Annotated in this window: 18 protein-coding genes; 17 read left to right on the top strand and 1 reads right to left on the bottom strand. The window is 47.7% G+C overall.

What is annotated here, in order from left to right; all coding sequences use genetic code 11:
* Window positions 1–117 precede the first annotated feature (117 nt).
* The 7 genes from argS to Q0339_RS00265 all read left to right on the top strand — a co-directional run bounded on the left by argS (window position 118) and on the right by Q0339_RS00265 (window position 8,866).
* The gene (gene argS, locus Q0339_RS00295; RefSeq protein ID WP_298076779.1) at window positions 118–1,809 is read left to right on the top strand and encodes an arginine--tRNA ligase; all 1,692 of its coding nucleotides are present in this window, start codon (window positions 118–120) and stop codon (window positions 1,807–1,809) included.
* A 51-nt stretch (window positions 1,810–1,860) separates the two neighbouring features.
* Window positions 1,861–2,358: an MGMT family protein gene (locus tag Q0339_RS00290; protein ID WP_298076778.1), complete on the top strand. Its 498-nt coding sequence runs from the start codon at window positions 1,861–1,863 to the stop codon at window positions 2,356–2,358.
* Between the two features lie 159 nt (window positions 2,359–2,517).
* Window positions 2,518–4,221 (top strand): M3 family oligoendopeptidase, encoded by a 1,704-nt coding sequence (locus Q0339_RS00285; RefSeq protein ID WP_298076777.1) that lies wholly within the window; start codon window positions 2,518–2,520, stop codon window positions 4,219–4,221.
* Window positions 4,222–4,243: 22 nt separating this feature from the next.
* Window positions 4,244–5,605, top strand: coding sequence for an MATE family efflux transporter (locus tag Q0339_RS00280; RefSeq protein WP_298076776.1), 1,362 nt, complete (start codon window positions 4,244–4,246; stop codon window positions 5,603–5,605).
* Between the two features lie 21 nt (window positions 5,606–5,626).
* Complete coding sequence (locus Q0339_RS00275) at window positions 5,627–6,697, top strand: Gfo/Idh/MocA family oxidoreductase (RefSeq protein ID WP_298076775.1); 1,071 nt, start codon at window positions 5,627–5,629, stop codon at window positions 6,695–6,697.
* Entirely contained in the window at window positions 6,697–7,983 is a 1,287-nt protein-coding gene (locus Q0339_RS00270) for a DEAD/DEAH box helicase (protein WP_298076774.1), read from the top strand. Before Q0339_RS00275 ends, Q0339_RS00270 begins: the two co-directional genes overlap by 1 nt.
* A gap of 16 nt (window positions 7,984–7,999) precedes the next feature.
* Window positions 8,000–8,866, top strand: a complete 867-nt coding sequence (locus tag Q0339_RS00265; RefSeq protein WP_298076773.1) for an ROK family protein — start codon at window positions 8,000–8,002, stop codon at window positions 8,864–8,866.
* A gap of 52 nt (window positions 8,867–8,918) precedes the next feature.
* On the opposite strand, the gene Q0339_RS00260 is transcribed toward Q0339_RS00265, so the two are convergent.
* Window positions 8,919–9,977, bottom strand: a complete 1,059-nt coding sequence (locus Q0339_RS00260; RefSeq protein ID WP_298076771.1) for a DUF1189 family protein — start codon at window positions 9,975–9,977, stop codon at window positions 8,919–8,921.
* 439 nt (window positions 9,978–10,416) lie between these two features.
* Here Q0339_RS00260 and Q0339_RS00255 point away from each other — a divergent pair, with 439 nt between their 5' ends.
* The 10 genes from Q0339_RS00255 (at window position 10,417) to Q0339_RS00210 (ending at window position 23,345) form a co-directional block, all read left to right on the top strand.
* Window positions 10,417–12,162: an ABC transporter ATP-binding protein gene (locus Q0339_RS00255; protein WP_298076770.1), complete on the top strand. Its 1,746-nt coding sequence runs from the start codon at window positions 10,417–10,419 to the stop codon at window positions 12,160–12,162.
* The gene (locus Q0339_RS00250; protein ID WP_298076769.1) at window positions 12,159–13,913 is read left to right on the top strand and encodes an ABC transporter ATP-binding protein; all 1,755 of its coding nucleotides are present in this window, start codon (window positions 12,159–12,161) and stop codon (window positions 13,911–13,913) included. Before Q0339_RS00255 ends, Q0339_RS00250 begins: the two co-directional genes overlap by 4 nt.
* A 23-nt stretch (window positions 13,914–13,936) precedes the next feature.
* Window positions 13,937–14,476, top strand: a complete 540-nt coding sequence (locus tag Q0339_RS00245; protein WP_298076768.1) for a GNAT family N-acetyltransferase — start codon at window positions 13,937–13,939, stop codon at window positions 14,474–14,476.
* 105 nt (window positions 14,477–14,581) lie between these two features.
* Complete coding sequence (gorA, locus tag Q0339_RS00240) at window positions 14,582–15,934, top strand: glutathione-disulfide reductase (protein ID WP_298076767.1); 1,353 nt, start codon at window positions 14,582–14,584, stop codon at window positions 15,932–15,934.
* Window positions 15,935–15,956: 22 nt separating this feature from the next.
* Window positions 15,957–16,205, top strand: coding sequence for a hypothetical protein (locus tag Q0339_RS00235; protein ID WP_023391973.1), 249 nt, complete (start codon window positions 15,957–15,959; stop codon window positions 16,203–16,205).
* Between the two features lie 12 nt (window positions 16,206–16,217).
* Window positions 16,218–16,979, top strand: coding sequence for an acyl-ACP thioesterase domain-containing protein (locus Q0339_RS00230; RefSeq protein ID WP_298076766.1), 762 nt, complete (start codon window positions 16,218–16,220; stop codon window positions 16,977–16,979).
* A gap of 19 nt (window positions 16,980–16,998) precedes the next feature.
* A complete protein-coding gene (gene map, locus Q0339_RS00225) occupies window positions 16,999–17,757 on the top strand; it encodes a type I methionyl aminopeptidase (RefSeq protein ID WP_070755060.1) in 759 nt (252 codons plus the stop codon).
* Between the two features lie 158 nt (window positions 17,758–17,915).
* Window positions 17,916–20,567 (top strand): DNA translocase FtsK, encoded by a 2,652-nt coding sequence (locus Q0339_RS00220; protein WP_298076765.1) that lies wholly within the window; start codon window positions 17,916–17,918, stop codon window positions 20,565–20,567.
* Between the two features lie 75 nt (window positions 20,568–20,642).
* On the top strand, window positions 20,643–21,977 hold the full coding sequence (locus tag Q0339_RS00215) for an FAD-dependent oxidoreductase (RefSeq protein ID WP_298076764.1): 1,335 nt from the start codon (window positions 20,643–20,645) through the stop codon (window positions 21,975–21,977).
* Between the two features lie 24 nt (window positions 21,978–22,001).
* Window positions 22,002–23,345 (top strand): DEAD/DEAH box helicase, encoded by a 1,344-nt coding sequence (locus Q0339_RS00210; protein ID WP_298076763.1) that lies wholly within the window; start codon window positions 22,002–22,004, stop codon window positions 23,343–23,345.
* Window positions 23,346–23,627: the final 282 nt, after the last annotated feature.

The raw sequence follows: 23,627 nt of genomic DNA, 5'->3' as shown, positions 1-23,627 counted from the left end.
CTGAAGTAGAGTGGTACCGCGTATTAATTAGTCACTAATTCGCCTCTAGATTTCCCTAAGGGATATCTGGAGGCTTTTTTCAAATTTTCCATTTCATAAAACAATAGGAGGCACACAATGAATCAAAAATCAGCCGTTGTGTCAGCCCTCAGCCCAGTCTTGGCTGAGCATCTGACCGAGCAAGCAATTGAACAGTTAATCGAAGTTCCAAGTCATGCTGAGCATGGTGACTTGGCCTTCCCAGTATTCCAACTGGCTAAGGTCTTCCGCAAGGCCCCTCAAGCCATTGCCCAAGAACTAGCAGAGCAAGTAGACGCCAGCAAGTTTGACAAGGTAGTTGCCATGGGTCCTTATGTCAACTTCTTCCTCAAACGGGGTGCAGTAGTCAATGAAACCTTGCACGCTGTCCTAGAAGGGGGCGCTAGCTACGGCCAGTCAGATCTAGGTCAAGGTCGTAACGTCGTTATCGACATGTCCTCACCTAACATTGCTAAGCCAATGTCTATGGGCCATTTGCGTTCAACAGTGATTGGCAACTCCATTTCACTTATACTGGCTAAATTAGGTTACCAACCGGTCCGCGTCAACCATTTGGGTGACTGGGGAACACAATTTGGTAAGTTGATTGTGGCTTACCAAGGCTGGGGTGACGAAGCCACTGTTAAGGCCGACCCAGTCAAAGAATTGGTGAAACTCTATGTGGATTTCCACGAAAGAGCTGAAACCCAACCTGAATTAGAAGACCAAGCGCGGGCTATTTTCAAGCGCTTAGAAGATGGCGATCCAGAAATGTTAGCCCTCTGGCAATGGTTCCGTGAAGAGTCCCTCAAGGAATTCCAAAAAGTCTATGACCTCTTAGAAGTTGAGTTTGACTCCTATAATGGGGAAGCCTTCTACAACGACAAGATGGATGAAATCGTGGAGCTCCTTGAAGAAAAAGGCCTCTTATCAGTTGATAATGGTGCTACCTTGGTTCACTTGGAAGATGAGACGCTGCCACCTGCTTTGATTAAGAAATCAGACGGTTCGACCCTCTATCTGACACGTGACTTGGCGACTGCCTACTACCGTAAGCGGACCTATGACTTTGCTAAGAACCTCTATGTCATGGGGAGCGAGCAAAGTGTTCACTTCAAGCAACTTCAAACCGTCCTAGAGATGATGGGTAACGAATGGGCAAAAGATATGGCCCATGTGCCATTTGGCTTGATTACCTTGAATGGGAAGAAGCTGTCTACCCGTAAAGGTAAGATTGTCCTCTTGGAAGAAGTGCTTAAGGAAGCTATCAGTTTAGCGCGTCAACAAATTGAGCTCAAGAACCCAGGTTTGGAGAACAAGGACCAAGTTGCTCGTCAAGTAGGGGTAGGGGCCGTTGTCTTCCATGACCTCAAGACAGAACGGATGAATAGCTTTGACTTCAACCTAGAAGAAATCGTTCAATTCGAAGGGGAGACTGGACCTTATGTCCAATACACCCACGCCCGTTCTCGTAGTATCTTGTCCAAGTACGGCCAAGAGCTTGACTTGTCAGCTGAATTTGACCTATCGGATGACTATGCTTGGGAAGTAGCTAAGAAATTAGCAGACTACCCACGAATTATCCGTCAGGCGGGCGACCGTTACGAGCCATCCGTCGTGGCTAAGTACTTGGTGCAGTTGGCACAATTATTTAATAAATACTATGCTAATAGTCGCATCTTAGATCAAGATGCCGGCACTGCTTCCCGGATTGCCCTGGTGGCAGCTGTGGCCCAAGTCCTCAAGGATGGGCTCCATCTCTTAGGCCTGCACGCGCCAGACAAGATGTAAGCAAAGCAAAGGGACGCTTGTCGCCTCTTTTTGCTCAGAAAGGATGACAAGATGTTAAACTATTGCCTCTATGACCATGCCTTAGGTCAGCTGCCAGTCGTTAGCTGCCGAGGGCGTCTGGTCTACATAGGCGCCTTTGGCGAGTCTCTGGCGGGCTGTCAGGCTGACTTAGACCCCAAAGGTCGCTACCAATGGCAGGAGCAGGAGCTACCTGAGATTTGCCTAGCCTTGGATCAGTATTTTAGTGGACAAGCCCCCCTAGCATTAGAATATGACTTTATTAAGGGAACCGACTTTCAGCAGGCAGTTTGGCGGGCCTTGGCTCAGATTCCCTATGGTCAGACTTGTTCCTATAAGGAATTAGCACAAGCCCTGGGCAGGCCTAAGGCGGTGCGGGCCGTTGCCAATGCAGTGGGCCAGAATCCCCTTAGCATTCTCCTGCCTTGTCACCGGGTCTTGGCTCACGATGGGAGTTTGGGAGGCTATCGTGGTGGATTAGACATGAAGACCTATCTCTTGAACTTAGAAGGGACTGGGCCTAAGAAATAAACGAGTCCAGCTAAAAGTCCAGAAGCTAGCCGCTTTTGGGCTTTTTCTGTTTGGAGCCCATAGAGTGTATATTTTGGCACTGATTATGCAAAAATATAGGACCTAAAGGCCGGTTTTGTGCTATAATGAAGCTAACTGTAAATAGAAAGAAGTGATACCATGAAATTTTCAGAATTGGAGTATCAGAGACCTGATCTAGACCTTCTGAAAGAAGATTTTTTTAATCAAATTTCACTGATTGAAAAGGCAGAAGACGCGGAGGTAGCCCTCAAAGCGACTAAACATATTCAAGAAATCCAAAATACTTTAGGGACCTTATCAACCTTGGTCAGCATCCGTAACAGCATTAATACCAAGGATAGCTTCTACGAAGAAGAAACAGCCTTCTGGGATGAACACTTCCCAATTATTGGTGAATGGGATACGGCTTACTATCGGGCTGTCTTAGGCTCTAAGTGGCGGAGTGAATTAGAAAACTACCTGCCAGAGACCTTCTTCCCAATGGCTGAGAATAGCCTCAAGGTCTTCAGTCCTGAGATTATTCCTTTACTACAACAAGAGAACAAGCTCAGCACCGAATACAGCAAGCTTCAAGCTTCTGCAGAAATCGAGTTCCAAGGTCAAACCTACAACTTGCCAGGTATGGCTAAGTTTGCCCAAGACCCAGATCGCCAAGTACGTCGTCAAGCTTCTGAGTTAGTCAGCGCCTTCTATAATGAGCATGAAGCTGAATTTGACCGTATTTATGATCAATTAGTCAAGGTTCGCGACCAAATCGCTAAGACCTTGGGCTTCAAGGACTTCGTCGAAGTAGGTTACTTGCGTATGAACCGCTTAGACTATAACCGTCAACAAGTAGAAGTTTATCGCCAAGAAATCTTGGAGCACGTGGTGCCTGTGGTAAACAAACTCTACCAACGTCAAGCAGATCGTTTAGGGCTAGAAAGCCTCAAACCCTACGACTTGGAGTATAAATTCAAGTCTGGTAACGCCATGCCTCAAGGGACGCCAGAAGAAATTTTAGCTGCCGGGGTTAAGATGTACCATGAACTTTCGCCAGAAACAGGAGAGTTTATTGACTTTATGGTCGATCGCGAGCTCTTAGACTTGGTAACCAAACCAGGTAAGGCTAGCGGGGGTTACTGTACCTACTTGCCAGATTATGAAGCTCCATTTATCTTCTCTAACTTCAATGGGACGGCTGCTGACGTCGATGTCTTGACCCACGAAGCAGGGCACGCCTTCCAAGTCTTCCAATCCCGTTGGATCCAAACGCCAGAATGTGTCTGGCCAACCTTTGAATCTTGTGAGATTCACTCTATGTCCATGGAATTCCTGGCTTGGCCTTGGATGGAACTCTTCTTCGGCTCACAAACCCTCAAATACAAGTTTACCCATTTATCTGGTGGCTTAATCTTCTTGCCATATGGGGTTTTAGTAGACCACTTCCAACATGAAGTCTACGAACATCCTGAAATGACACCAGCTGAGCGCCGTGCAACATGGCGTCGTTTGGAGCGTCAATATGTGCCTTGGAAAGAGTATGAAGCAGACTCCTTCTTAGATCGTGGGGGCTTCTGGTTCCGTCAGGGCCACATCTTTGCTAGCCCATTTTATTACATCGACTATACCTTGGCTCAAGTCTGCGCCTTCCAATTCTGGAAACGAAGCCAGATTGACGATGACCCAAGTGTATGGACTGATTATCTCAACATCTGCCGGACCGGTGGGACCAAGTCCTTCCTCAAGATTGTGGCAGAAGCTAATCTTAAATCACCATTTGAGCCAGGTAGCCTAGTAGAAACGGTTCAAGCCATTGAACAATATCTAGACGATATTCCGGAATCAGCCTTCCAAGCCTAGTCGCTAGAAAGGTGGTTCTCTAATGGAACAATCGCAAGATCGGCAGATCAGCCGTCAGGTCCTCAGCCTATCTTGGCCAATCTTACTAGAGGTTACCTTTACCTCCTTGTTTGGCATGGTCAATATGGTGGTCTTGGGCCAGTATGCGGGCGGACTCTATCCGGTCGATGTCAATGTAACGGCTGTAGGGCTGTCCAACCAACCCTTCTTTTTCATCCTTGCTGTCGTGCAGGCGCTAGGGGTAGGGGGGACAACCTTAATTGCCCGTGCCTATGGCGCTAGAGAGCTCCATCGACTGGGGCGTATTCTTAAGCATAACCTCATGTTGGGTTTGGCCTTATCGACCTTCTTCGTAGCCTCTGTCCTAATTTTCCAGAAAGCCATGATGGATTTTTTGGGAGCAGATACCCCGACTCAAGAAGCGGGCTTAATCTACTATCGCTTGGTCATGATTGGCCTCTGGTTTAACTGTTTGGCAGCCCTCCTATCCTCTTCTATTCGAGGAGTAGGGGAGACTCAAATCCCTATGCGGATTAACGTCATAGCCAATGCCATTAATGTGACCTTGGCCTTCAGTTTGGTCAATGGTTATTTTGGACTACCAGAGCTGGGGATTACAGGAGCGGGGATTGCCACCTTGGTGGCCAATGTCTGCTCGGGCTTAGGTTTGCTCTTTTATATTTCTAGTGGCCGGTCAGCCATCCAGGTTGATTGGTTCAAGGATTGGAAATTGGAAGCCAGCACCTTTGCTGCTATTTTCCGCTTTGGGATTCCGTCGGCGGGAGAACAAGTCCTGCTACGGTCTAGTTTGATTCTTTACACTAAGATTGTGGCCTCGCTGGGAACGGTCGTGATGGCGGCCCATCAGATTGCCCTTAATATCTTATCCTTCTCCATTACGCCGGGTATGGCCTTGGGGATTGCGGCCTCTACCCTAGTAGGCCAATCCTTAGGAGCGCGTGATGTGGCCTTAGCCGATGCCTATGGCCGTAAGACAGCCCGATTCGGCCTCTACTTTGGCTTAGCCATGAGTGCCGTCTTCTTTCTAGGACGAGATGTCTTGGGCCAGATTTACACCCAACAAGCGGATGTTGTTAGCTTAGTTGCAATTCCACTTATCTGCATGGCGATACTCACGCCTTTCCAATTGGTTCAATTAGTTCAAGTGGGGGCCTTGCGTGGGGTGGGAGATACCCTCTTCCCTATGCTGTCCACGGGCTTCTCGGTCTTCTGTATCCGGGTCTGCCTGTCCTATATCTTGGTCAACTATGCCAACTGGGGTTTGGCCGGTGCTTGGATAGCCGTAATTGGCGACCAAACCATTCGTTCCTTCCTCATTACCTGGCGCTATCGTCAAGGTAAATGGAAAACAATTCAAGTCTAAAAAATAGAAAGGATGGCCACAATGATTCGAGTTGGCACCATTGGGACCTCTCAGATTACAGAGCGCTTCTTAGAAGCCCTCAGTCTGCTACCAGAGGTTTATGAGCTCCACGGCGTCTATTCACGCCAAAAAAACAAGGCTAAGGATTTAGCCCAGCGCTTTGGTGCGACCTATTACTGTGATGATTTGGCTGAATTCTGGGTAGATCCTGAGCTGGACTTGATATATATAGCTAGTCCCAATGGGGCCCATTTTGAACAGACCAAACGGGCCATCCAGGCTGGCAAACATGTCATGGTTGAAAAGCCAATGTTTGCCAATGTGGACCAGTGGCAGGAGGCTCATACCTTGGCGCGAGCTCAAGGGGTCTTACTCTTTGAGGCGGTCCTCCACATTCACAATCCTAACTATAAGCGGCTTAAGCAACTGGTAGCCAACAAGCGCCAGGATGCCAAGCAGCCTTTCCTAGGGGCTAATTTTATTCTAGGACAGTACTCTAGTCGCTATCCGGCCTATTTGGATAGCCAGGCTCAGGGCTTGGAGCCGCCTAATATTTTCAATCCAGCCATGGCTGGAGGGAGCTTGATGGACTTGGGGGTATACCCCCTCTATGTCATCGTGGATCTCTTCGGTATGCCCCAGCGCCTTAAGTATTCAGCTGTTCAAGGAGCCAATGGGGTGGACCTCTTTGGCAATGCTATTCTCTATTATGACCAGTTTCAGGTCAGTCTCCTAGTTTCTAAGGCGGTACATTCCACACAAGCCAGTGAAATCTATCTGGACAATGAAGTAATCGCCATTCAGGATATTACCCGTATTCGGACGGTCAGCCTGGCCAATAGCCAGGGGCAGACAGCAGTCATCAGTCAATATCAGCCTAAGCACGATATGGTGGGAGAACTCGAAGCCTTCGGCCAAGTCTTGCGAGGCTATCGCGGCCTAGAAGAAAAGAGCCCAGCTAATGAACTTTATCGCCACTGGACCCTCTTAAGTTATCAGGTGGCCCAAGTCATGCAAGCCATGCGACAATCGGCCCAACTCGCCTTTCCTTTTGAGGGAGAGGCCTATCAAGAAAGTGAGGTAAGCCTCTGATGTCAGAGACTCTAGAACTTGCTCCAGCCCTTGCCCAGGAATGGCAGGCTGCGGGCTATCAACAAGCCACCGCGATTCAAAAGCTCATCATGGGACCTTTAGCGCAAGGCCAATCCCTGGTGGCTATTTCGCCTACGGGGAGTGGTAAGACCCTGGCCTATCTCTTGCCAGTCTTAGGACAGCTGCAAGCCGGGCAGGGGCTACAGGCCTTGATTTTGGCGCCATCACAAGAACTGGCCAAGCAAATTGCTGGTGTGGCCCAAACTTGGGGGCGTCATTTAGATTTAAAAGTCCAATTAGTGGTAGGGGGCGCCAACTTTAAGCGTCAGCAGGAAGCCCTTAAGGCTAAGCCGGAAATTATCGTGGCAACGCCAGGTCGTTTCCTAGAATTAGCCAACCAAACCCGTAAACTTAAGGTCCATCAGGTCCGTTACTTGATTTTAGATGAGGCAGATTATTTACTGCAAGCCGAGCATGAAGGGGCCATTCACCAGATTAGAAAGTCCCTTATGCGAGATGTGACAGTAGCTTGGATTAGTGCTACCTATGGTCAGCCTTTGGTTGACTTGGTGGCATCTGGCATTCCCCTCTATCAGGTAGAGAATGACCAGGTCAGCCAGTCTGGGCAAGTGGACCATGTCTATGTCCTGACCCATGACCGGCAAAAGGTCCAACAACTCAAGCGTCTGGCCCAAGTTGCCGACATGCAAGCCTTGGTCTTCTTTGAACAGGTGCATGACCTGGAAACGGTGGCGGCTAAATTAGTCTTTCAAGGTGTTAAGGTAGCAGTCATGCATGGTCAACTGTCCAAGCAGGAGCGGGAGCGGGCCTTCCGCCTAGTCCAGCAAGGTAAGGTGACTTACTTGCTGACGACCGATATGGCGGCGCGGGGCTTAGATATTCCCGACCTACCTTATATCATCCACTACAACCGAGTGGAGAGCCTGGATACTTATGTTCACCGCTCAGGCCGTACAGGCCGTATGGGTAAATCCGGTACAGTTCTGTCTTTAGTTAATGAACAGGAATTACGCGATCTAGAAAGGCTCTTAGCAGCCAGCCCTTACCAACTGTCAGAGCGTATTACCTTCAAAGGCCAATTAGTAGGGCCCCAAGAACGAGCTGGTCAGCAGGAAGCTCAAAGGCTAGAGGGTCCAAAGGCCAAGCCTAAGACTGGCGCTAAACCAGCCCGCAAAGCTAAGGCAGCTGCCGCGGCCAAGCCTAAGAAGAAAAAAGACCGGCATCGCGACAGTAAAAACAAGGGTAAAAGAAAAGCGAAAACATAGAAAGTGAGTGTGTAAGATGATTGGAGCAATTGAATTAGGCGGTACAAAATGTGTCTGCGCTGTCTTCGAAATGGATGGGACTTTGATTGAACGTTTGAGTGTCCCTACTGAGACACCATCTGAATCCATGCCAAGCATGATTAACTTCTTTAAGAAATATAATGGGATTAAGGCCTTTGGTTTTGGTTCTTTCGGCCCAATCGGGGCTAACCCTAATGGTAAGGACTATGGTTATATCACCAATACGCCTAAATTGCCATGGCAACATTTTGATTTCTTGGGTGCTTTCAAGAAGGAATTTGATGTGCCAATGGCTTGGACCACTGACGTCAATGCAGCAGCCTACGGCGAAATGAAGCAAGGGGCAGCACGTGGCGTAGAAAACTGCATGTATATCACCATCGGGACCGGTGTGGGTGCTGGGGTTGTAGTCGGTGGCAAGATTATTAGCGGTTTTGCCCATCCTGAAGCAGGTCACATCAGCCTCAAACGTCATCCAGAGGACCACTATGAAGGTAAATGTCCCTTCCACCACGACTGCTTAGAAGGCATGGCTGCTGGGCCAGCGATTGAAGCGCGTTGGGGTAAGAAGGGGATTGAACTCAGCAATGAGATGGAAGTTTGGAACCTAGAAGCCTACTACATTGCTCAAGCACTTTACAATTACTATTTGATTTTGAGTACTGAACGCTTTATCTTGGGTGGCGGGGTCATGAAGCAACGCCAACTCTTCCCATTGATTCGGGAGCATTTACTGGCACTTAACAAGAACTATGTTACCTTACCAGAATTAGAAGGTTTCATTGTGCCACCAGCTTTGGAAGATAATGCTGGCATTACTGGCTGTTACGAATTGGCTAAGGAACTCTTAGAAGCTAAGTAAATCACTTAAGACATGAAAAAGCTAGGACTTGAGGTCCTAGCTTTTTTATTGATTAATCATTATCTTGATTTTGGTTAGAAGGGTCTTCTGTTTCTTGGTCATTTTGACCAGTGTGATCCTGAGGGCTTGTCTCTGCTGCTTCCTCTTTCTCTTCCTCTTTGTTTCCATCTTGTCCTTGAGCATGACGCTCTTGTCTAGCTTCTTGGATTAAGGACATGAAGCGTTCGTTCATTTCATCAGGACTTAAGTTATTGGCATCTTCTTGCAGGTCCTGCATACCTTCCTTGAAGGCTTGACTATTGAAGGCCGAGAAGAGACTCATCATAAAACGCTGTTGGGCGTAATAAATGAAGGCCACTGTATAGAGGGCCAAGAAGATAAAGAAGACAAAACCTAGAGGTAGGATGATTTGTAAGAGGCCATAGATAAGGAAGGGAACAAAGGTCACTTGAATAACTAGGCGCATAGTCTGACTAAAGAGTTTGAAGGACTTGGACCGTAAGGTAGTGAAGTGGGCCAAGTAAGAAATGAGTAGGACAACAAACCAATAGAGTAACCAGGAGATAATCCAAGCCACAATGAAAAGGGACAGATAAAAGATCCAGCGGTAATTTTCGATAGAGTTTAAAGTTTGGCTAGCGACTTGCTTGTTAAAATTGGCCTTGTAGAGGTCCGTAATTTGCATCATACGACCCGCAACTTGGCCGAAAGCGCGGTCCTTGAAGAGGAAGAAGCTAGCCAAAGATTTAGTAGATAGGCGGCTAGCAATGTCCGTTGGGATAGTAGGTTGGTCTTGGGGCCCGCTAACCGTTACGGTATCGTCGACAACCAATTGGAAAGATTGAGATTGGAAGTAGACAGGCTTTTGGTCTTGGTTGAGCTCTAGCTTACCGTCGACAGTATGGAAATCCGGTAGGTTATTTGAGCTTGCTTTGACATCGTCAAAGAGTTGATTGAGTGGCTTGAGGGTCACCAGGACAGAGGTGACAGTTAGCCAGAGGATAATCAGCCGGCTGAGGCGACGGAAGAATTTAAAAGGCACCTTGGAAAGCCCGAAGATTTGTTGGGGCATGCGCAAGGAGGAGAAGATAATGGCGATTAATTGTTTCAATGTGGTCATCCTTTATATTAATCTAGAAATTGCTTTATACAGGCTTAGTTTACCGAAAGCCACACCATATTGCAAGCCAAGCTACCTGAAGGGCCCTAGGACTTAAGCCCTTTGTAAAATATTTTCAAGAAAGGCTTTACAAAGTGAAGTAAGCTGTGGTATCCTAGAAAAGTAAGAAAAAATGAAAGAAAGGAGTATGTGTCATGATTTTAGTAGTTAAAGCCAAACAAGCCAAACAACACCCGCTCCTTTTAGACGTCATGCTATAAACAAGTGCCTTACTAGGCCTTGTAGCCAAGAATATAGAAGATGATAAGACGCTAAGTTGGAGTGGCAAGGACCAGAACTAGATTCTGTGCCTTGTACTGTCCATCTTAGGGTCTTTTTTGTGCGTCTATTAGGGGATTTTACCTATCGATCTATATTAAGGGGGATTTTTATGTTAGCTGCCATGTGGCAATTCATCAAACGATATCCGATGACTTACCTGATTATTTTGCTTTCCATTGCCGCCAACTATATCTTGTGGGTCATACCTACGCGGGTGACTCAGGCCATTATTGATGCCATGGCTGACCATTCGCTGACGGGCCAGAGTCTGGCACTTTTCATTGGCATTATGGTGGTAATGGCAGTAGCTCAATATACATCTGAATATATATGGATGAGTCGACTCTTTAGTCAATCGGCATTCTATATCAAGGAAGTCAAGCTCAATCTCTACCAGAAGATCATTAGCATGCGAATTCAATTTTTTGAAAAGTTCCGCTCTGGTGATATGATGACTCGTTTTACTTCTGATGTTAGGGGAATTGAGGATTTTATGGGCTATGGCTTAATGGGCTTTCTCTTATCCGCAGGTACCTACTTTATCATTATTCCCATTATGCTGTCTATTTCCTGGAAGGTGACCCTCTTAGCGCTTATTCCTTCTAGTCTCATCCTGCTTCCTCTTGTAATCTTAACGCGTCGACAAGAAGAAGCCGTGACGCAACAACGCGATGCGGTTGCTGCCCTCAGTAATGAGGTCTTAGAGGTCATAGAAGGCATTCGAGTGACGCGCGCTTACGGTAACAAACAAGAAGCCAGTCAACGTTTTCAGGCCAAAACGCGCGATTTAGCCAGCAAGGCTATCCGGATTATGTACTACCAAGCGGCGTTTGGGCGCCTATCCATTACCATTATTTCCCTGACCGCGGCCTTAGTCATTGGTGTAGGGGGATTGGAAATGGCGGCAGGGCATTTGACCTTGGGCCAAATTATTGCCTTGCAACTCTATTCAGTTTCACTTGCTGAACCGCTCTGGTCCTTAACTGATTTAATTGTCGTCTATCAAAATGCCAAAGTCAGCTATGGTAAGATCCAAGAATTATTGGAAGCTAGCGATGATTTGGCCAGTCAAGGGACTCAAAGGCTAAGTGACCTAGAGGAGCTGAGTCTAGCTGATTATAGTTTCCGCTATCAAGGAGCTTCTGAAGACAGTCTCAGTCACATTCATCTGCGCCTTAAGAAAGGCCAAACCCTTGGGATTGTCGGTAAGACAGGGAGTGGTAAGACCACCCTGGTTCGCCAATTCCTATGCCAGTATCCCATTGGCCAGGGTGAATTCTTAGTCAACGACCAACCAATAAGTGATTTTAATCGTCACGATATGGAAAAGCTGATTGGCTATGTACCGCAAGAGCACTTACTCTTTTCGCGAACTGTAAGGGAGAATATTCTCTTGGGTAATCCTTCTGCCAGTCAGAAGCAAGTGGATGTTGCGGTGGCCATTGCAGCCTTTAGCCAAGACTTGGAACGTATGTCGGAGGGCTACGACACTCTAATTGGTGAGAAAGGGGTGGCTATTTCGGGCGGTCAGAAACAACGTATCTCCATTGCCCGCGCCATGATTAAGGAACCCGAGCTCCTCATATTAGACGATGCCTTATCGGCAGTTGATGCGCGGACCGAACGTATTATTATTGAAAATATCCAAACCCTACGAGCCGGTAAGACCAATATTATTACTACCCATCGCTTATCAGCTGTGGAACATGCCGATTGGATTGTGGTCCTAGACCAAGGTCGCATTGTAGAAGAAGGGCGCGCAGAAGATCTCATGGCCCTAGGCGGTTGGTATGCTGAACAAGCATGGCGCCAACGCCTAAATGAAGAAGTCTCAGAAGAGGAGGTGATGGCATGAGTATCCCATTAAGATTATTTCGATTGGTCAAGGTAGAGTGGCGTCTCTTCCTCCTAGGCCTAGTGCTCTTGGGCGGAGGGACCATTATTCAAAACTATGCCCCCTTAGAAATTCAAAGAGTCATTGACCAAGTGCTCACGCCGGTCTTCAATCAGGGCAAGGAACTGGATAGGGCAGCTATGTTGCAACATCTGGGCTTCTATGTAGGTTTGATTGCCTTAGCTTCGATTATCGGCTATTTTGCCAGCATTACCTTGATGTCATGTGCCAACCGCATAGTGGAATACATCCGTAATAAGGCCTTCGATGTCATGCAGAATCTGCCGGTCTCATATTTTGATGATAAGCCAGCCGGCAAGGTTTCCTCTCGCATTATTAATGACACTGAGACTCTTAGAAGCAACTTCTACGGTGGTATCATGTCTCAAGCCTTTCTTAGTTTGGCTCAGGTGATCATTATTTATGTCTTTATCTTTAGCTTGAACTGGTATATCGGCTTGGCCCTTTTACTGCTCTTACCACTCTTTTATTGCTGGTATGTGCTCTACAGCCGCCAAGTCTCTCAGGCTATGAAGGTTTTCTTCGAAGCTCAGAGCGAGGTCAATTCCCAGGTCAATGAAACCATGAACGGTAGCGTCATGATTCAGCTTTCTCACATAGAATCCAGCTTCAAATCCCGTTTCCAGACAATCGTAGAGCAGATGTACCAAGCAGCCCTAAAATGGATTCGCGTGGACTCCACGGTCTCCTGGAGCTTGGGCGAATTGCTCAACCGGTCCTTTGTAGCCTTAATTTTGGCTGTGGTGGGTTATCAATTCTTGGGGCAGACTCTGGCTATTACAGTTGGCCAGCTCTTTATCTACATCAACTACTTGGATCGTCTCTTCATGAACCTCAATAACTTCGTCCGGCAATTCTCCCAGATTCAACAATCGGTGGCTACCGGCCAACGGGTCCTGGAATTACTGGACGCGGAGCAGGAAGTGGAGGTAGACCGAGACTTGGTAGTGACTCAAGGTCAAGTCGAATTCAAAGATGTCCATTTCGCCTATGTGCCAGGTCAACCTGTCTTGAAGGATTTGAATCTGCTAGCTCAGCCAGGTCAGACCATTGCCTTGGTGGGACATACAGGCTCGGGTAAGAGTTCTATGATTAATCTCTTGTTCCGTTTCTATGACCCCCAAGAAGGCCAGATTCTCATAGATGGACAAGCCATTGGCGACTATTCCCGTGAAAGTGTCCGCAAGGAAATGGGGATTGTACTTCAAGACCCTTATCTCTTCACCGGAACCATCGCTTCTAATGTGACTATGGGGAATGAGACCATTGATGATGCGGCTGTCTGGCAAGCCCTTGAACGGGTTGGGGCCAAAGATATGGTCAGCCGCCTGCCTCAAGGGATTCAGGCTCCCGTCTTTGAAAAAGGGGCTACCTATTCCAGTGGCGAACGCCAACTGATTAGTTTTGCCCGGACGCTAGCTGCGGATCCTAAGATTTTGATTCTGGATGAGGCAACGTCTCATATTGATACGGAGACAGAAGAAATCATCCAGCATGCCATGAAGGTCGTAAGTCAGGGGCGGACTACCTTTATCATTGCCCACCGTCTGTCGACTATTCAAGACGCTGATTTAATTTTGGTCTTGCATGAAGGTGAAATTGTGGAACGTGGCAATCATCAAGCCTTGCTTGCCCAAGGCGGACGCTATGCTGAAATGTATCGTATGCAGTTGCAACAAGCCAATGGCTAGTAGAGGTGAAAAGGAGGCTTATGATGAGTAACTTATATCTTAAGGAGATTAGTCCAGCCGATTATCCGGCCCTTACAGCCTATCGTCAGGCCTATCTTAATCGGAAATTAGTCGCCCATGGCTGTGGCGACCTTGAGCACTATGACGATATGGCGGCTTGGCATCAAAGGCAGGTGGCCATGACCAAACGGGAGACGCTTCCCGAGGGCTATGCGCCAGCCAAAATATGGTTAGTGATGGAGCCGGCCGCTCAGGATGGTACTAGTGATCGCTTGATTGGTCTAAGTAATTTGCGGCTTGAATTAACGGATTATTTGCGTCAGTTCGGTGGTCATGTCGGTTACTCAATCGCGCCAGATTGCTGGGGCCAAGGTTATGGCACCCAACTCTTGGCCTTAACTCTAGATAAGGCTCGTCAAGAGGGGCTCCAGCGATTACTGATTACCTGTGACCAATCCAATCTGGGTTCAGCACGTGTTATTGAGAAGAATGGCGGGATTTTGGAAAATATGGTGACGGAAGCAGATGGCAATCTCTTGTGTCGTTATTGGATTGACTTATAGCATAGATTAAGCGGGAGTCTGTCTCCCGCTTTTTGAGCATTATAGAAGGGATTTTGGACCAAATGGTGTAGTATAGAAGGGTAGAGATTATGAGGAGGTATTTGCATGACTGCAAACTATGATTTAATTGTAATTGGTGGCGGTAGCGGCGGTGTGGCGACAGCCAATCGCGCGGCTATGTACGGCGCCAAGGTAGCCTTGATTGAAGGCAAACGCTTAGGAGGAACCTGTGTCAACGAAGGCTGTGTGCCTAAGAAAATCACCTGGTATGCGGCTCACATGGCCGATGTTATGAACCAAGTAGGGCCAGGCTATGGCTTCCAAGATGTTCACTATCAATTTAACTACCAGGAATTTGTTAAGGCTCGTGATAGCTATGTGGCCAATGCCCGCGCTAGCTATGAGCGTGGTTTGTTGAATAATGGCATTGATTACATCAAGGGTTATGCTAAATTCGTCGATAACCATACGGTCCAAGTTAATGGTCAAAACTATTCAGCTTCTTACTTTATGATTGCCACAGGTGGTCGTCCAGCTGTGCCACAAGTGCCAGGCCAGGAACTCTTGGATACATCTGATTCCTTCTTCGAATGGCAAGACCTGCCTCAATCAGTTGCCGTTGTGGGCGCAGGTTATATTGCCGTGGAGTTGGCCGGTGTCTTACATGCTTTGGGGGTAGAATCTCACTTAGTCGTCCGCTATGACCGTCCATTACGTAAATTTGACTCCATGCTTAGCCAAGCCTTGTTGGATACCATGGCAGAACATGGCCCAACTTTACACGCTCATACCCAGTTTGATGCCTATCGTCGTCGCCAGGATGGCAAGATTGAATGCTTGTCTCAAGGTCAAGTAGTCTTAGTAGTGGACCGGGTCATTGCAGCCATTGGTCGGGCCCTTAATTCCGACGCCCTAGGCTTGGAAAATACCGACATTCAAGTCAATGAACGTGGCATTATCCAAGTCAATGACCAACATCAGACAGCCGTCCCACATATTTATGCAGTAGGGGATGTAATCGGTCGCCCAGCCTTGACGCCGGTCGCTATCCGCGCAGGCCGTCATGTGGCAGAGTTCCTTTTCAATGGGGCAGCCTCTGCCACCATTGATTACAGCCAAATTCCAACAGTTGTCTTCTCCCACCCGGCTATCGCCACAGTGGGTTACACTCAAGAAGAAGCAGAAGCTAAATTCGGGGCAGAAAATCTTAAAGTCTATACTAGCCAGTTCAACTCCATGTATCAACGGGCTGCCGGGCTCAATGTTCCTTCTAAGTTTAAGCTGGTTTGCCATGGACCTGAAGAGAAGATTGCCGGCCTACACGCCATTGGTGAAGGAGTGGATGAAATGCTTCAAGGCTTCGCGGTGGCTATTAAGATGGGTGCGACTAAGGCGGACTTCGATGCGACAATCGCCATTCACCCAACAGGTTCGGAAGAGTTTGTTACCATGCGTTAAGACTTGAGCTGGAGGCGAGATAATGGTAATATCTTTATTAGTTGGCGTCTTCCTAGGCTGGCTCATGGCATTACTCTACCATGAGTTACCCGAAAGCAGAAGTCGCTTTATGGTAGCCGGCCTAATTGGTGCCTGGATTGGTAATTACTTTTGGTTCAAGCTAGGGCCTGCCATCTATGGATTTGCGCCTATTCCAAGTTTCTTGGGGGCAGGGCTCTTCCTAGGTCTAGCCTGGTTACTGGTTAATTTAACAGTCTCAAGCAAGCAATAAAGAGGTGTATCCATGGTTCAAACCCGCTTTTCTAAGTTTTTCCCACGTCAAGAAATAGTCCACAAGCAGGGGATTATTGAACCCCAGCGCATGATTCGTTATGCTCTTATCACCTCTGGCGCCCATGACCAAGTGGTTCGGACCCAACTCAACTATGCCTTTGTCAGTGAGACCCAATCTTGGATTGTTACTCAATACCGATTGGAGCTAGTGGATCGATATCAGGGTCAGGAAGACCTAAGAGTAGAAACCTTGCTCTGCGAAGCCAACCGTTTCTTCTGTAATCGCCGCTTTCGTTTCTATGAAGGGGACCGGCTACTGGCCATTGTAGAGGCCCAATATGTTATCTTGGACTTGGATAAGCGCCGGATTGTGCGCTTACCAATCGAGTCTTTCCAGGAAGCCAACTTGGTCATAGCAGAAGAAGAGCCAGCTCATTTTGACCCGGTAAAATGGCAAGGGGACCAAGCTCAAGAAAGTAAGACGTCGCCTTTAGCTATTATGCCAAAGGTCATTGACGAAAATGGTCATGTTAACAATCTGGTCTACATTGGCTGGGCCCTAGACCAATTAGCTAGTCAAGCGCCATACTCTAGCTGTTATATCAAGTACGGCAGTGAGCTCCTGCCTAGCGACCAAGTGGAGATTCGAAGCCAGTTGGTCCCTTTGGGCAACCAGCAATGGGTGACCGACCATCAAATTTATAATCTAAGTAAGGATAAAGTTGCCTGCCTGGTTCAGTTTGTCTGGAACCAGCCGGTGGACTTAGCCTAAGAAGGAGTGTATCTAATCCATGATTACCTTAAAATCACCGCGTGAAATCGATGCTATGGCTAAGTCCGGCGAGATTTTGGCGGGCATTCATGTCCAGTTGCGTGACTTTATTAAACCAGGTCTAACAACAGCTCAAGTAGACAAGTTTGTTCAAGACAAGATTGAAGCTGCTGGGGCAGTAGCCGCTCAAATTGGATATGAAGGCTATAAATATGCGACATGTACCAGTGTCAATGACGAAATCTGTCATGGTTTTCCATCCAATTATGTGCTTAAGGACGGCGATATCGTCAAAGTAGACTTCTGTGTGGATTTGGCAGGGGCTATTTCAGATTCTTGCTGGACCTATGCAGTTGGTCAGGTCAGCCCTGAGAATCAAGCCCTTATGGAAGTGACCAAAGAAGCTCTCTATAAGGGAATTGAAGCGGCTCAAGTCGGCAATCGCATTGGCGACATCGGCCACGCTATTCAAACTTATGCTGAAGCTAAGGGTTACGGGGTAGTCCGTGACTTTATCGGCCACGGCATTGGTCCAACCATCCACGAAGAACCAGGTATTCCACATTATGGGACCAAGGGTAAGGGCTTGCGCCTCAAGGAAGGCATGACCATCACCATTGAGCCAATGATTACGACTGGTACTTGGCAAATGAAGATGGATAATAACGGTTGGACGGCACGTACCCGCGACGGGGGCAACTGTGCCCAGTATGAGCACTCCTTAGTTATTACCAAGGAAGGGCCGCGCATTCTGACCCAACAAGTGCCCGAAGGCTAGCTTGCTGGCTTAGGGGCTTAATAGATATTTGGCAAGAGGGGATTAATTTCCCCTCTTTTTTGCTTAGATAAGTCGGGGTCAATCATGAAATTTAAGGGAATTTATGCTATAATAGTGAGCGATGAACATTTTTACTAAATGATGAAGGAGGGGACCCTATGGCGCCAAAGAAAAAGACGACCACCAAGAAAAAAACAGGCTCAAGACCTGGTAAGAAGACCCAAGCAAGTCGTCAGCACCATGCCCTAAATCTCTCTGAACATACCACCTATTTGTTTCTGGGTATTATGATAAGTTTTGTAGCTCTACTAGGCCTCTTTCAATGGGGGGCGCTAGGCGCTCTGATTGTTAATGGCTTCCGACTTCTAGTAGGGGAGACCTATGCGCTACTACTAGCGCCTATCTTGGCCTTGGGCCTCTATATGCTAGTCAAAGGCCAACTCTTTGTGGTCCGGCTCCAGCATTTCCTAGGTGGCGCTATGACCTTGACGGCCCTAACCAGCCTACTGCATGTCAACCAATTTATCGGTCAAGAGCCACTGCCGCAATCTATTTTCTCTATGACCTATCAGATTTTCCGTAATGAGATCCTGATGGGCCAAGTCCGCGTCCCAATGGGGGGCGGTATGCTGGGGGCGGTAACCTATGCGACCTTCGGTTACCTCTTCGGTAAATGGGGCACCTACCTGCTGGTTGTCATCCTCTTCCTAGCAGGCTTCTCCCTCTTACTCAATCTGCCATGGCAAGCTTGGCAGGGCTTGTTTGCCCGTATCAGGACAGGTATTCAAGGCCTCAGCCGTCGTCTCTTCCCTCCAAGTCAAGCGATAGAGGAAGAGCCAGCTAATCAAGATGCCTATTCAGAAGATGTCTGGGAAGCTGCTCCACAAGCTCCAAGCAAGCCGTCTAGTCGTAAATTATCGCTGTCTGAGCGTTTCTTCGGCTTTGTTGAAGAGGATGATCAAGAGCCGGGATTAGAAGATTCGGATCACAATCTGCCTAATCGTCTCAGACGACGGCCAGTAGCTAATTGGGATGAGGAGGAGACTAATAGATCTCAGGCCCCTGTCTTAGATTTAGATTATCTAGAAGGCCAAGGCGCCCAAGAAGACACGGTGCCAATCGTTATAGCCAACGCGCATCAAGCGGAGGCGGACTGGGAAACAGAAGACAATATCTTCGATATAGAGCCAGCTCCAGTATCAGATTTAGCGTCGGTTGAACCAGAACTTGAACCTAGCAAGCCACTAGCACCAGCAGCAGATGCCGCTGCCGGCCATTGGCAGGCCCAAGCTCATGAACGGGCTGACTTAACGCGGGATGACTTGGACAGCCAATTAGACCAAATGGCGGAACAAGAGGGACTTCAGACACCAGTGGTCACCAAGAAACCGCGGGCTCATAAACCTTATCAATTGCCTGGTAAGAACTTACTTAAGAAAATACCGCCTGTTGACCAATCTGAAGAATATGCCCGTATTAATGAGAACATCGCCAAGTTAGAGCGGACCTTCGAAAGTTTCGGCGTTCAGGCCAAGGTAGTCAAGGCCAACTTAGGCCCGTCTGTTACCAAGTATGAAATTCAGCCAGCCATCGGGGTTAAGGTCAGCAAGATTGTCTCCTTATCTGATGATATTGCCTTGGCGCTTGCGGCTCGCGATGTCCGCATGGAAGCCCCAATTCCGGGCAAATCCTTAATTGGGATTGAAGTACCTAACACCCAGGTTAGTCCAGTTTCCTTCTGGGAAATCATTGATGCGGCGCTGGAAAGCAAGCACATTTTGGAAGTGCCACTAGGACGCGATATTTCAGGCGTGGTTTGCTTGGCTGATTTGAGCAAGATGCCACACTTGCTGATTGCCGGGGCAACGGGTTCTGGTAAATCGGTAGGGATGAACGTCATCATCACCTCCTTGCTTATGAAGGCTAAGCCAGATGAGGTTAAATTCCTCATGATTGACCCTAAGAAGGTTGAATTAACCATGTACGATGGGGTGCCGCATTTGTTGGCGCCGGTGGTGACCAATCCACGTAAGGCCGCCCAAGCCCTCAACAAAGTGGTTCAGGAAATGGAACGACGCTATGAACTCTTTGCCGCGACGGGTGTGCGGAACATTGATGGTTATAATGAACAAGTAGACAACTATAACAAAGAGCAGGGGACTGGCTATGAAGCCATGCCTAAGATTGTCGTCTTCATTGACGAGTTAGCCGACCTCATGATGGTTGCCAGCAATGAAGTGGAATCGGCTATTATTCGTCTTGCCCAAATGGCGCGGGCGGCCGGCATCCACATGATTATTGCCACTCAACGGCCATCGGTTGATGTCATTACCGGGATTATCAAGGCCAATGTGCCGTCCCGTTTGGCCTTTGCTGTCTCCTCAAGTATTGATTCCCGGACCATTCTGGATAGCAATGGGGCGGAAAAATTACTGGGCCGTGGGGACATGCTCTTCCAGCCTATGGGTAAGAACAAGCCTGTTCGGGTCCAGGGGGCCTATATCTCTGACTCTGAAGTTGAGAAGATTACGGAATTTGTTAAGAATCAACAGGAAGCAGAGTATGATGAAACCATGATGGTCTCCGATGATGAAACTGGCGGAGCAGCTAGCGCATCTGATGACGAATACTTTGGTGAGGCAGTTGAGCTGATTCGAGGACTTGAGACTATCTCTATCTCGCAATTGCAACGTAAATTCCGGATAGGTTATAATCGGGCTGCGCGTCTGATTGATGATTTAGAAGCCCAGGGCTTTATCGGGCCACAAGACGGGTCTAAACCTCGTCAGGTTTTTGTTCAAGCAGACTAATTTTTCGGTTGAAAAGGGCGCCAAAGGGCGTATACTTAAGAGTGTGTAAGTCATAAGTTTAAGGGAGGATATGTCATGTCAAAAACTATTATCATAGGGGGTTCTTTTGCTGGCTTAAGCTGTGCGCTCCAAGCCAAGCAACTCTACCCGGACATGGAAGTGCAAGTCTTCGATAGCCAAGAAACAGTGGGTTTCATTCCAAGTGGGATGAACCTAGTCCTCAATCATGAGGTAGACCATTTAGAAGCGGCTAGCTTTATCTCGGAAAAAGAAGTGCGGGCGGCTGGCGTCCAACTCTATCTAGGCCATCAAGTGATTGAAGTCGACATGAAAGCCAAGTGGTTACGTGCCAAGGATATGAAGACTCAAGTGATTAGAGATTATCCTTATGATCAACTGGTCTTGGCTATGGGCTCTAAGCAAACAGGTCACTTAGTGGCCCACCTAGACCATCCAGCCATTATTTCGACCAAGGACATTGGGTCTGCCCACCATGCCTTAGAAGTCCTAGAAGACGCTGGGCATGTGGTTGTTGTCGGTGGGGGGCAAATCGGGATTGAAGCCTGTGAAGCCCTGGTTAACGCCAATAAGCAAGTGACCTTGATTGAAGCCAATGATAGCCTGGCTGAACGTTATTTTGATGCTGATTTTGTTGAAGAAATCGAATCCGCCATTGAAATCGTAGGTGTCGACCTGCGAGTCGGAAGCAAGGTAGCTGCTGTTGAAACCGACCCGCTACGGGTTGTCCTAGAAGATGGTGATGAAATCTATGCGGATGCCATCCTCATGGGGGTCAATCTCTTCCCTAATAGCAGCCTGGTGTCGGATCAAGTAGAGCTCAACCCAGACAAGACCATCTGGACCAGTCCTTACTTAGAAACTAGTGTGACCGATGTCTTCGCGATAGGGGACCTTGTTCAAGTACCTTATGCTGATCAAGGACGCGACTTTATCGCCTTGGTTAATAACGCCATTCGTTCAGGTCAGATTGCAGCCTTTAACCTCAAGGAAAATCGTGTGAAGCAAGCCACTTCTCTTCGTGTCATTGGTTCACGTATCTTCAGCCAATATGTGGTTAGTGTGGCTAAGACTGAACATGAAGCCAATGGAACTAGTGCCCAACCAGCTCAGACCGTTACGGTTACAGCCGACTACTCCCTAACTGATTCAACCCCTGTTTATCTCAAGCTCATTACTGAGGGGGAGACAGGACGCATTCTGGGGGCCAAAATGCGCTCAGAATCTAATATTCTATCCTACGCTGACACGCTGGCCTTAGCAATTGGACAAGGCTTGACGGACCAAGAATTAGCCTTCCAAGACCGTCTCTATTATCCATTAGAGACCGTCGCCAACCCTATTATATACCGCGCTGCCTTGGAGTCTTATGCCCAACGGGTAGCAAAATAAGCAAAAGTAAGAAAGAGGTGACCTATGACTAGGCCAACCATTGAAAGTCTCGAGCTAGCGCCTTTTATTAAGGCGGCACTCGGGGAACTGGGATTTTCCCGCCTAACGCCAGTACAAGAGGCAGTCATTCCCTATGCCCTCAAAGGGCGTAACCTGATTGTCCAATCGCAAACGGGCTCAGGTAAGTCTCATAGTTTTTTGATTCCTATCTTCCAGCAACTAGACCCTAGCTTGGACCAAGTCCAAGTGGTGATTACAGCACCTAGCCGAGAACTAGCTACGCAACTCTACCAAGCGGCCAAGCAACTGGCTAGCGCAAGCCCAGAGCCTTTGCGAGTTGTTCATTATATGGGGGGGACAGACAAGCAACGTCAAGTGGATAAGTTGCAAGCAGGTCAACCCCAAGTTGTCATTGGGACGCCTGGTCGTATCTATGACTTGATGGCTAGCCATGCCCTCCATGTTCAAACCGCCAAAATCATGGTAGTGGATGAAGCCGATATGACTATGGACTTAGGTTTTCTTCAAGTGGTCGATGATATTGCTTCTCGCATGCCAGAGGATTTGCAACTCATGGTCTTCTCAGCGACTATTCCTCAGCAGCTTGAAGTTTTCCTCAACAAGTATGTGACCAACCCTGAATTCATCCAGATTGAGCCTCAGGAAGTCTTAGCTAGCAAGATAGAAAACTACTTGATTAATACTAAAGGGCGGGATCGCTCGGCCTTGGTCTATGATCTCTTAACCATGGGCCATCCTTTCCTTGCCCTGGTCTTCTGTAATACTAAGAAGTATGCAGCAGAATTGACCCAATACCTCAAGGAACGCGGCCTCAAAGTTGCTTCTATTCATGGGGATTTAACGCCACGCGAACGCAAACGGGTCATGCGTCAAATCAAGGACTTAGAATTCCAATTTGTCGTCGCTTCTGACCTAGCTGCGCGCGGCATTGATATTCCGGGTATTTCCATGGTCATTAACACGGAATTGCCTAAGGAGCTGGAATTCTTCGTTCATCGGGTAGGGCGGACAGGCCGTAATCAACTGGCCGGAACAGCCTATACCTTCATGACGCCGGATGACGACCGGGCTATCGTGGAATTAGAAGCCAATGGCATTGAATTCCAACAGGTGGACTTAGTCAAGGGCGAAATCCGTCCTGTTCAGTCACGCCATCGCCGTGTAGAGCGGACGGATACTAAGCAAGATAAGGAAGATCCAACCGTAAGGGCCATGATTAACCGAAACAAGAAGAAGAAGGTTAAGCCTGGCTACAAACGTAAGCTCAATTACCAAATTAAGGAGCACCGTCAGAAGGAAGCTCGTAAACAGAAAAGGGCAGAGCGGCGCCAAGCTAGAAAAGCTTAATCGATAGAAGGGGAGACTAACCTAGGTTAGTCTCTTTTGCTATGTATATTGATTTACAATATTGTATAGATACTTAGACTCAAGCTATTAATATGACGGACTTTATTACCTAATCGCATATTCATTCTCTTTAAATATTTCAGTTTATATACTTGTTTTATTTTTTTTATCTCTATATATTATGTAGTTAGGCAAAATTTAAGTACCTTTGCGCCTCGAAGTAGGTAGACGTTCTATCGTTCTGCCTTTGAAACTTATACATTTGATAAATAAACAATAAAC

The sequence above is a fragment of the uncultured Abiotrophia sp. genome, from assembly GCF_938010525.1.
Lineage (GTDB): Bacteria > Bacillota > Bacilli > Lactobacillales > Aerococcaceae > Abiotrophia.
The sequence above is the reverse complement of the archived record's forward strand: the minus strand, read 5'-3'. Positions and strand labels throughout refer to the sequence as shown.

Excerpts from the sequence above, each read along its gene's own strand:
- argS (WP_298076779.1), top strand. The coding sequence starts at position 118 with ATGAATCAAAAATCAGCCGTTGTGTCAGCCCTCAGCCCAGTCTTGGCT.
- Q0339_RS00290 (WP_298076778.1), top strand. The coding sequence starts at position 1,861 with ATGTTAAACTATTGCCTCTATGACCATGCCTTAGGTCAGCTGCCAGTC.
- Q0339_RS00285 (WP_298076777.1), top strand. The coding sequence starts at position 2,518 with ATGAAATTTTCAGAATTGGAGTATCAGAGACCTGATCTAGACCTTCTG.
- Q0339_RS00280 (WP_298076776.1), top strand. The coding sequence starts at position 4,244 with ATGGAACAATCGCAAGATCGGCAGATCAGCCGTCAGGTCCTCAGCCTA.
- Q0339_RS00275 (WP_298076775.1), top strand. The coding sequence starts at position 5,627 with ATGATTCGAGTTGGCACCATTGGGACCTCTCAGATTACAGAGCGCTTC.
- Q0339_RS00270 (WP_298076774.1), top strand. The coding sequence starts at position 6,697 with ATGTCAGAGACTCTAGAACTTGCTCCAGCCCTTGCCCAGGAATGGCAG.
- Q0339_RS00265 (WP_298076773.1), top strand. The coding sequence starts at position 8,000 with ATGATTGGAGCAATTGAATTAGGCGGTACAAAATGTGTCTGCGCTGTC.
- Q0339_RS00255 (WP_298076770.1), top strand. The coding sequence starts at position 10,417 with ATGTTAGCTGCCATGTGGCAATTCATCAAACGATATCCGATGACTTAC.
- Q0339_RS00250 (WP_298076769.1), top strand. The coding sequence starts at position 12,159 with ATGAGTATCCCATTAAGATTATTTCGATTGGTCAAGGTAGAGTGGCGT.
- Q0339_RS00245 (WP_298076768.1), top strand. The coding sequence starts at position 13,937 with ATGAGTAACTTATATCTTAAGGAGATTAGTCCAGCCGATTATCCGGCC.
- gorA (WP_298076767.1), top strand. The coding sequence starts at position 14,582 with ATGACTGCAAACTATGATTTAATTGTAATTGGTGGCGGTAGCGGCGGT.
- Q0339_RS00235 (WP_023391973.1), top strand. The coding sequence starts at position 15,957 with ATGGTAATATCTTTATTAGTTGGCGTCTTCCTAGGCTGGCTCATGGCA.
- Q0339_RS00230 (WP_298076766.1), top strand. The coding sequence starts at position 16,218 with ATGGTTCAAACCCGCTTTTCTAAGTTTTTCCCACGTCAAGAAATAGTC.
- map (WP_070755060.1), top strand. The coding sequence starts at position 16,999 with ATGATTACCTTAAAATCACCGCGTGAAATCGATGCTATGGCTAAGTCC.
- Q0339_RS00220 (WP_298076765.1), top strand. The coding sequence starts at position 17,916 with ATGGCGCCAAAGAAAAAGACGACCACCAAGAAAAAAACAGGCTCAAGA.
- Q0339_RS00215 (WP_298076764.1), top strand. The coding sequence starts at position 20,643 with ATGTCAAAAACTATTATCATAGGGGGTTCTTTTGCTGGCTTAAGCTGT.
- Q0339_RS00210 (WP_298076763.1), top strand. The coding sequence starts at position 22,002 with ATGACTAGGCCAACCATTGAAAGTCTCGAGCTAGCGCCTTTTATTAAG.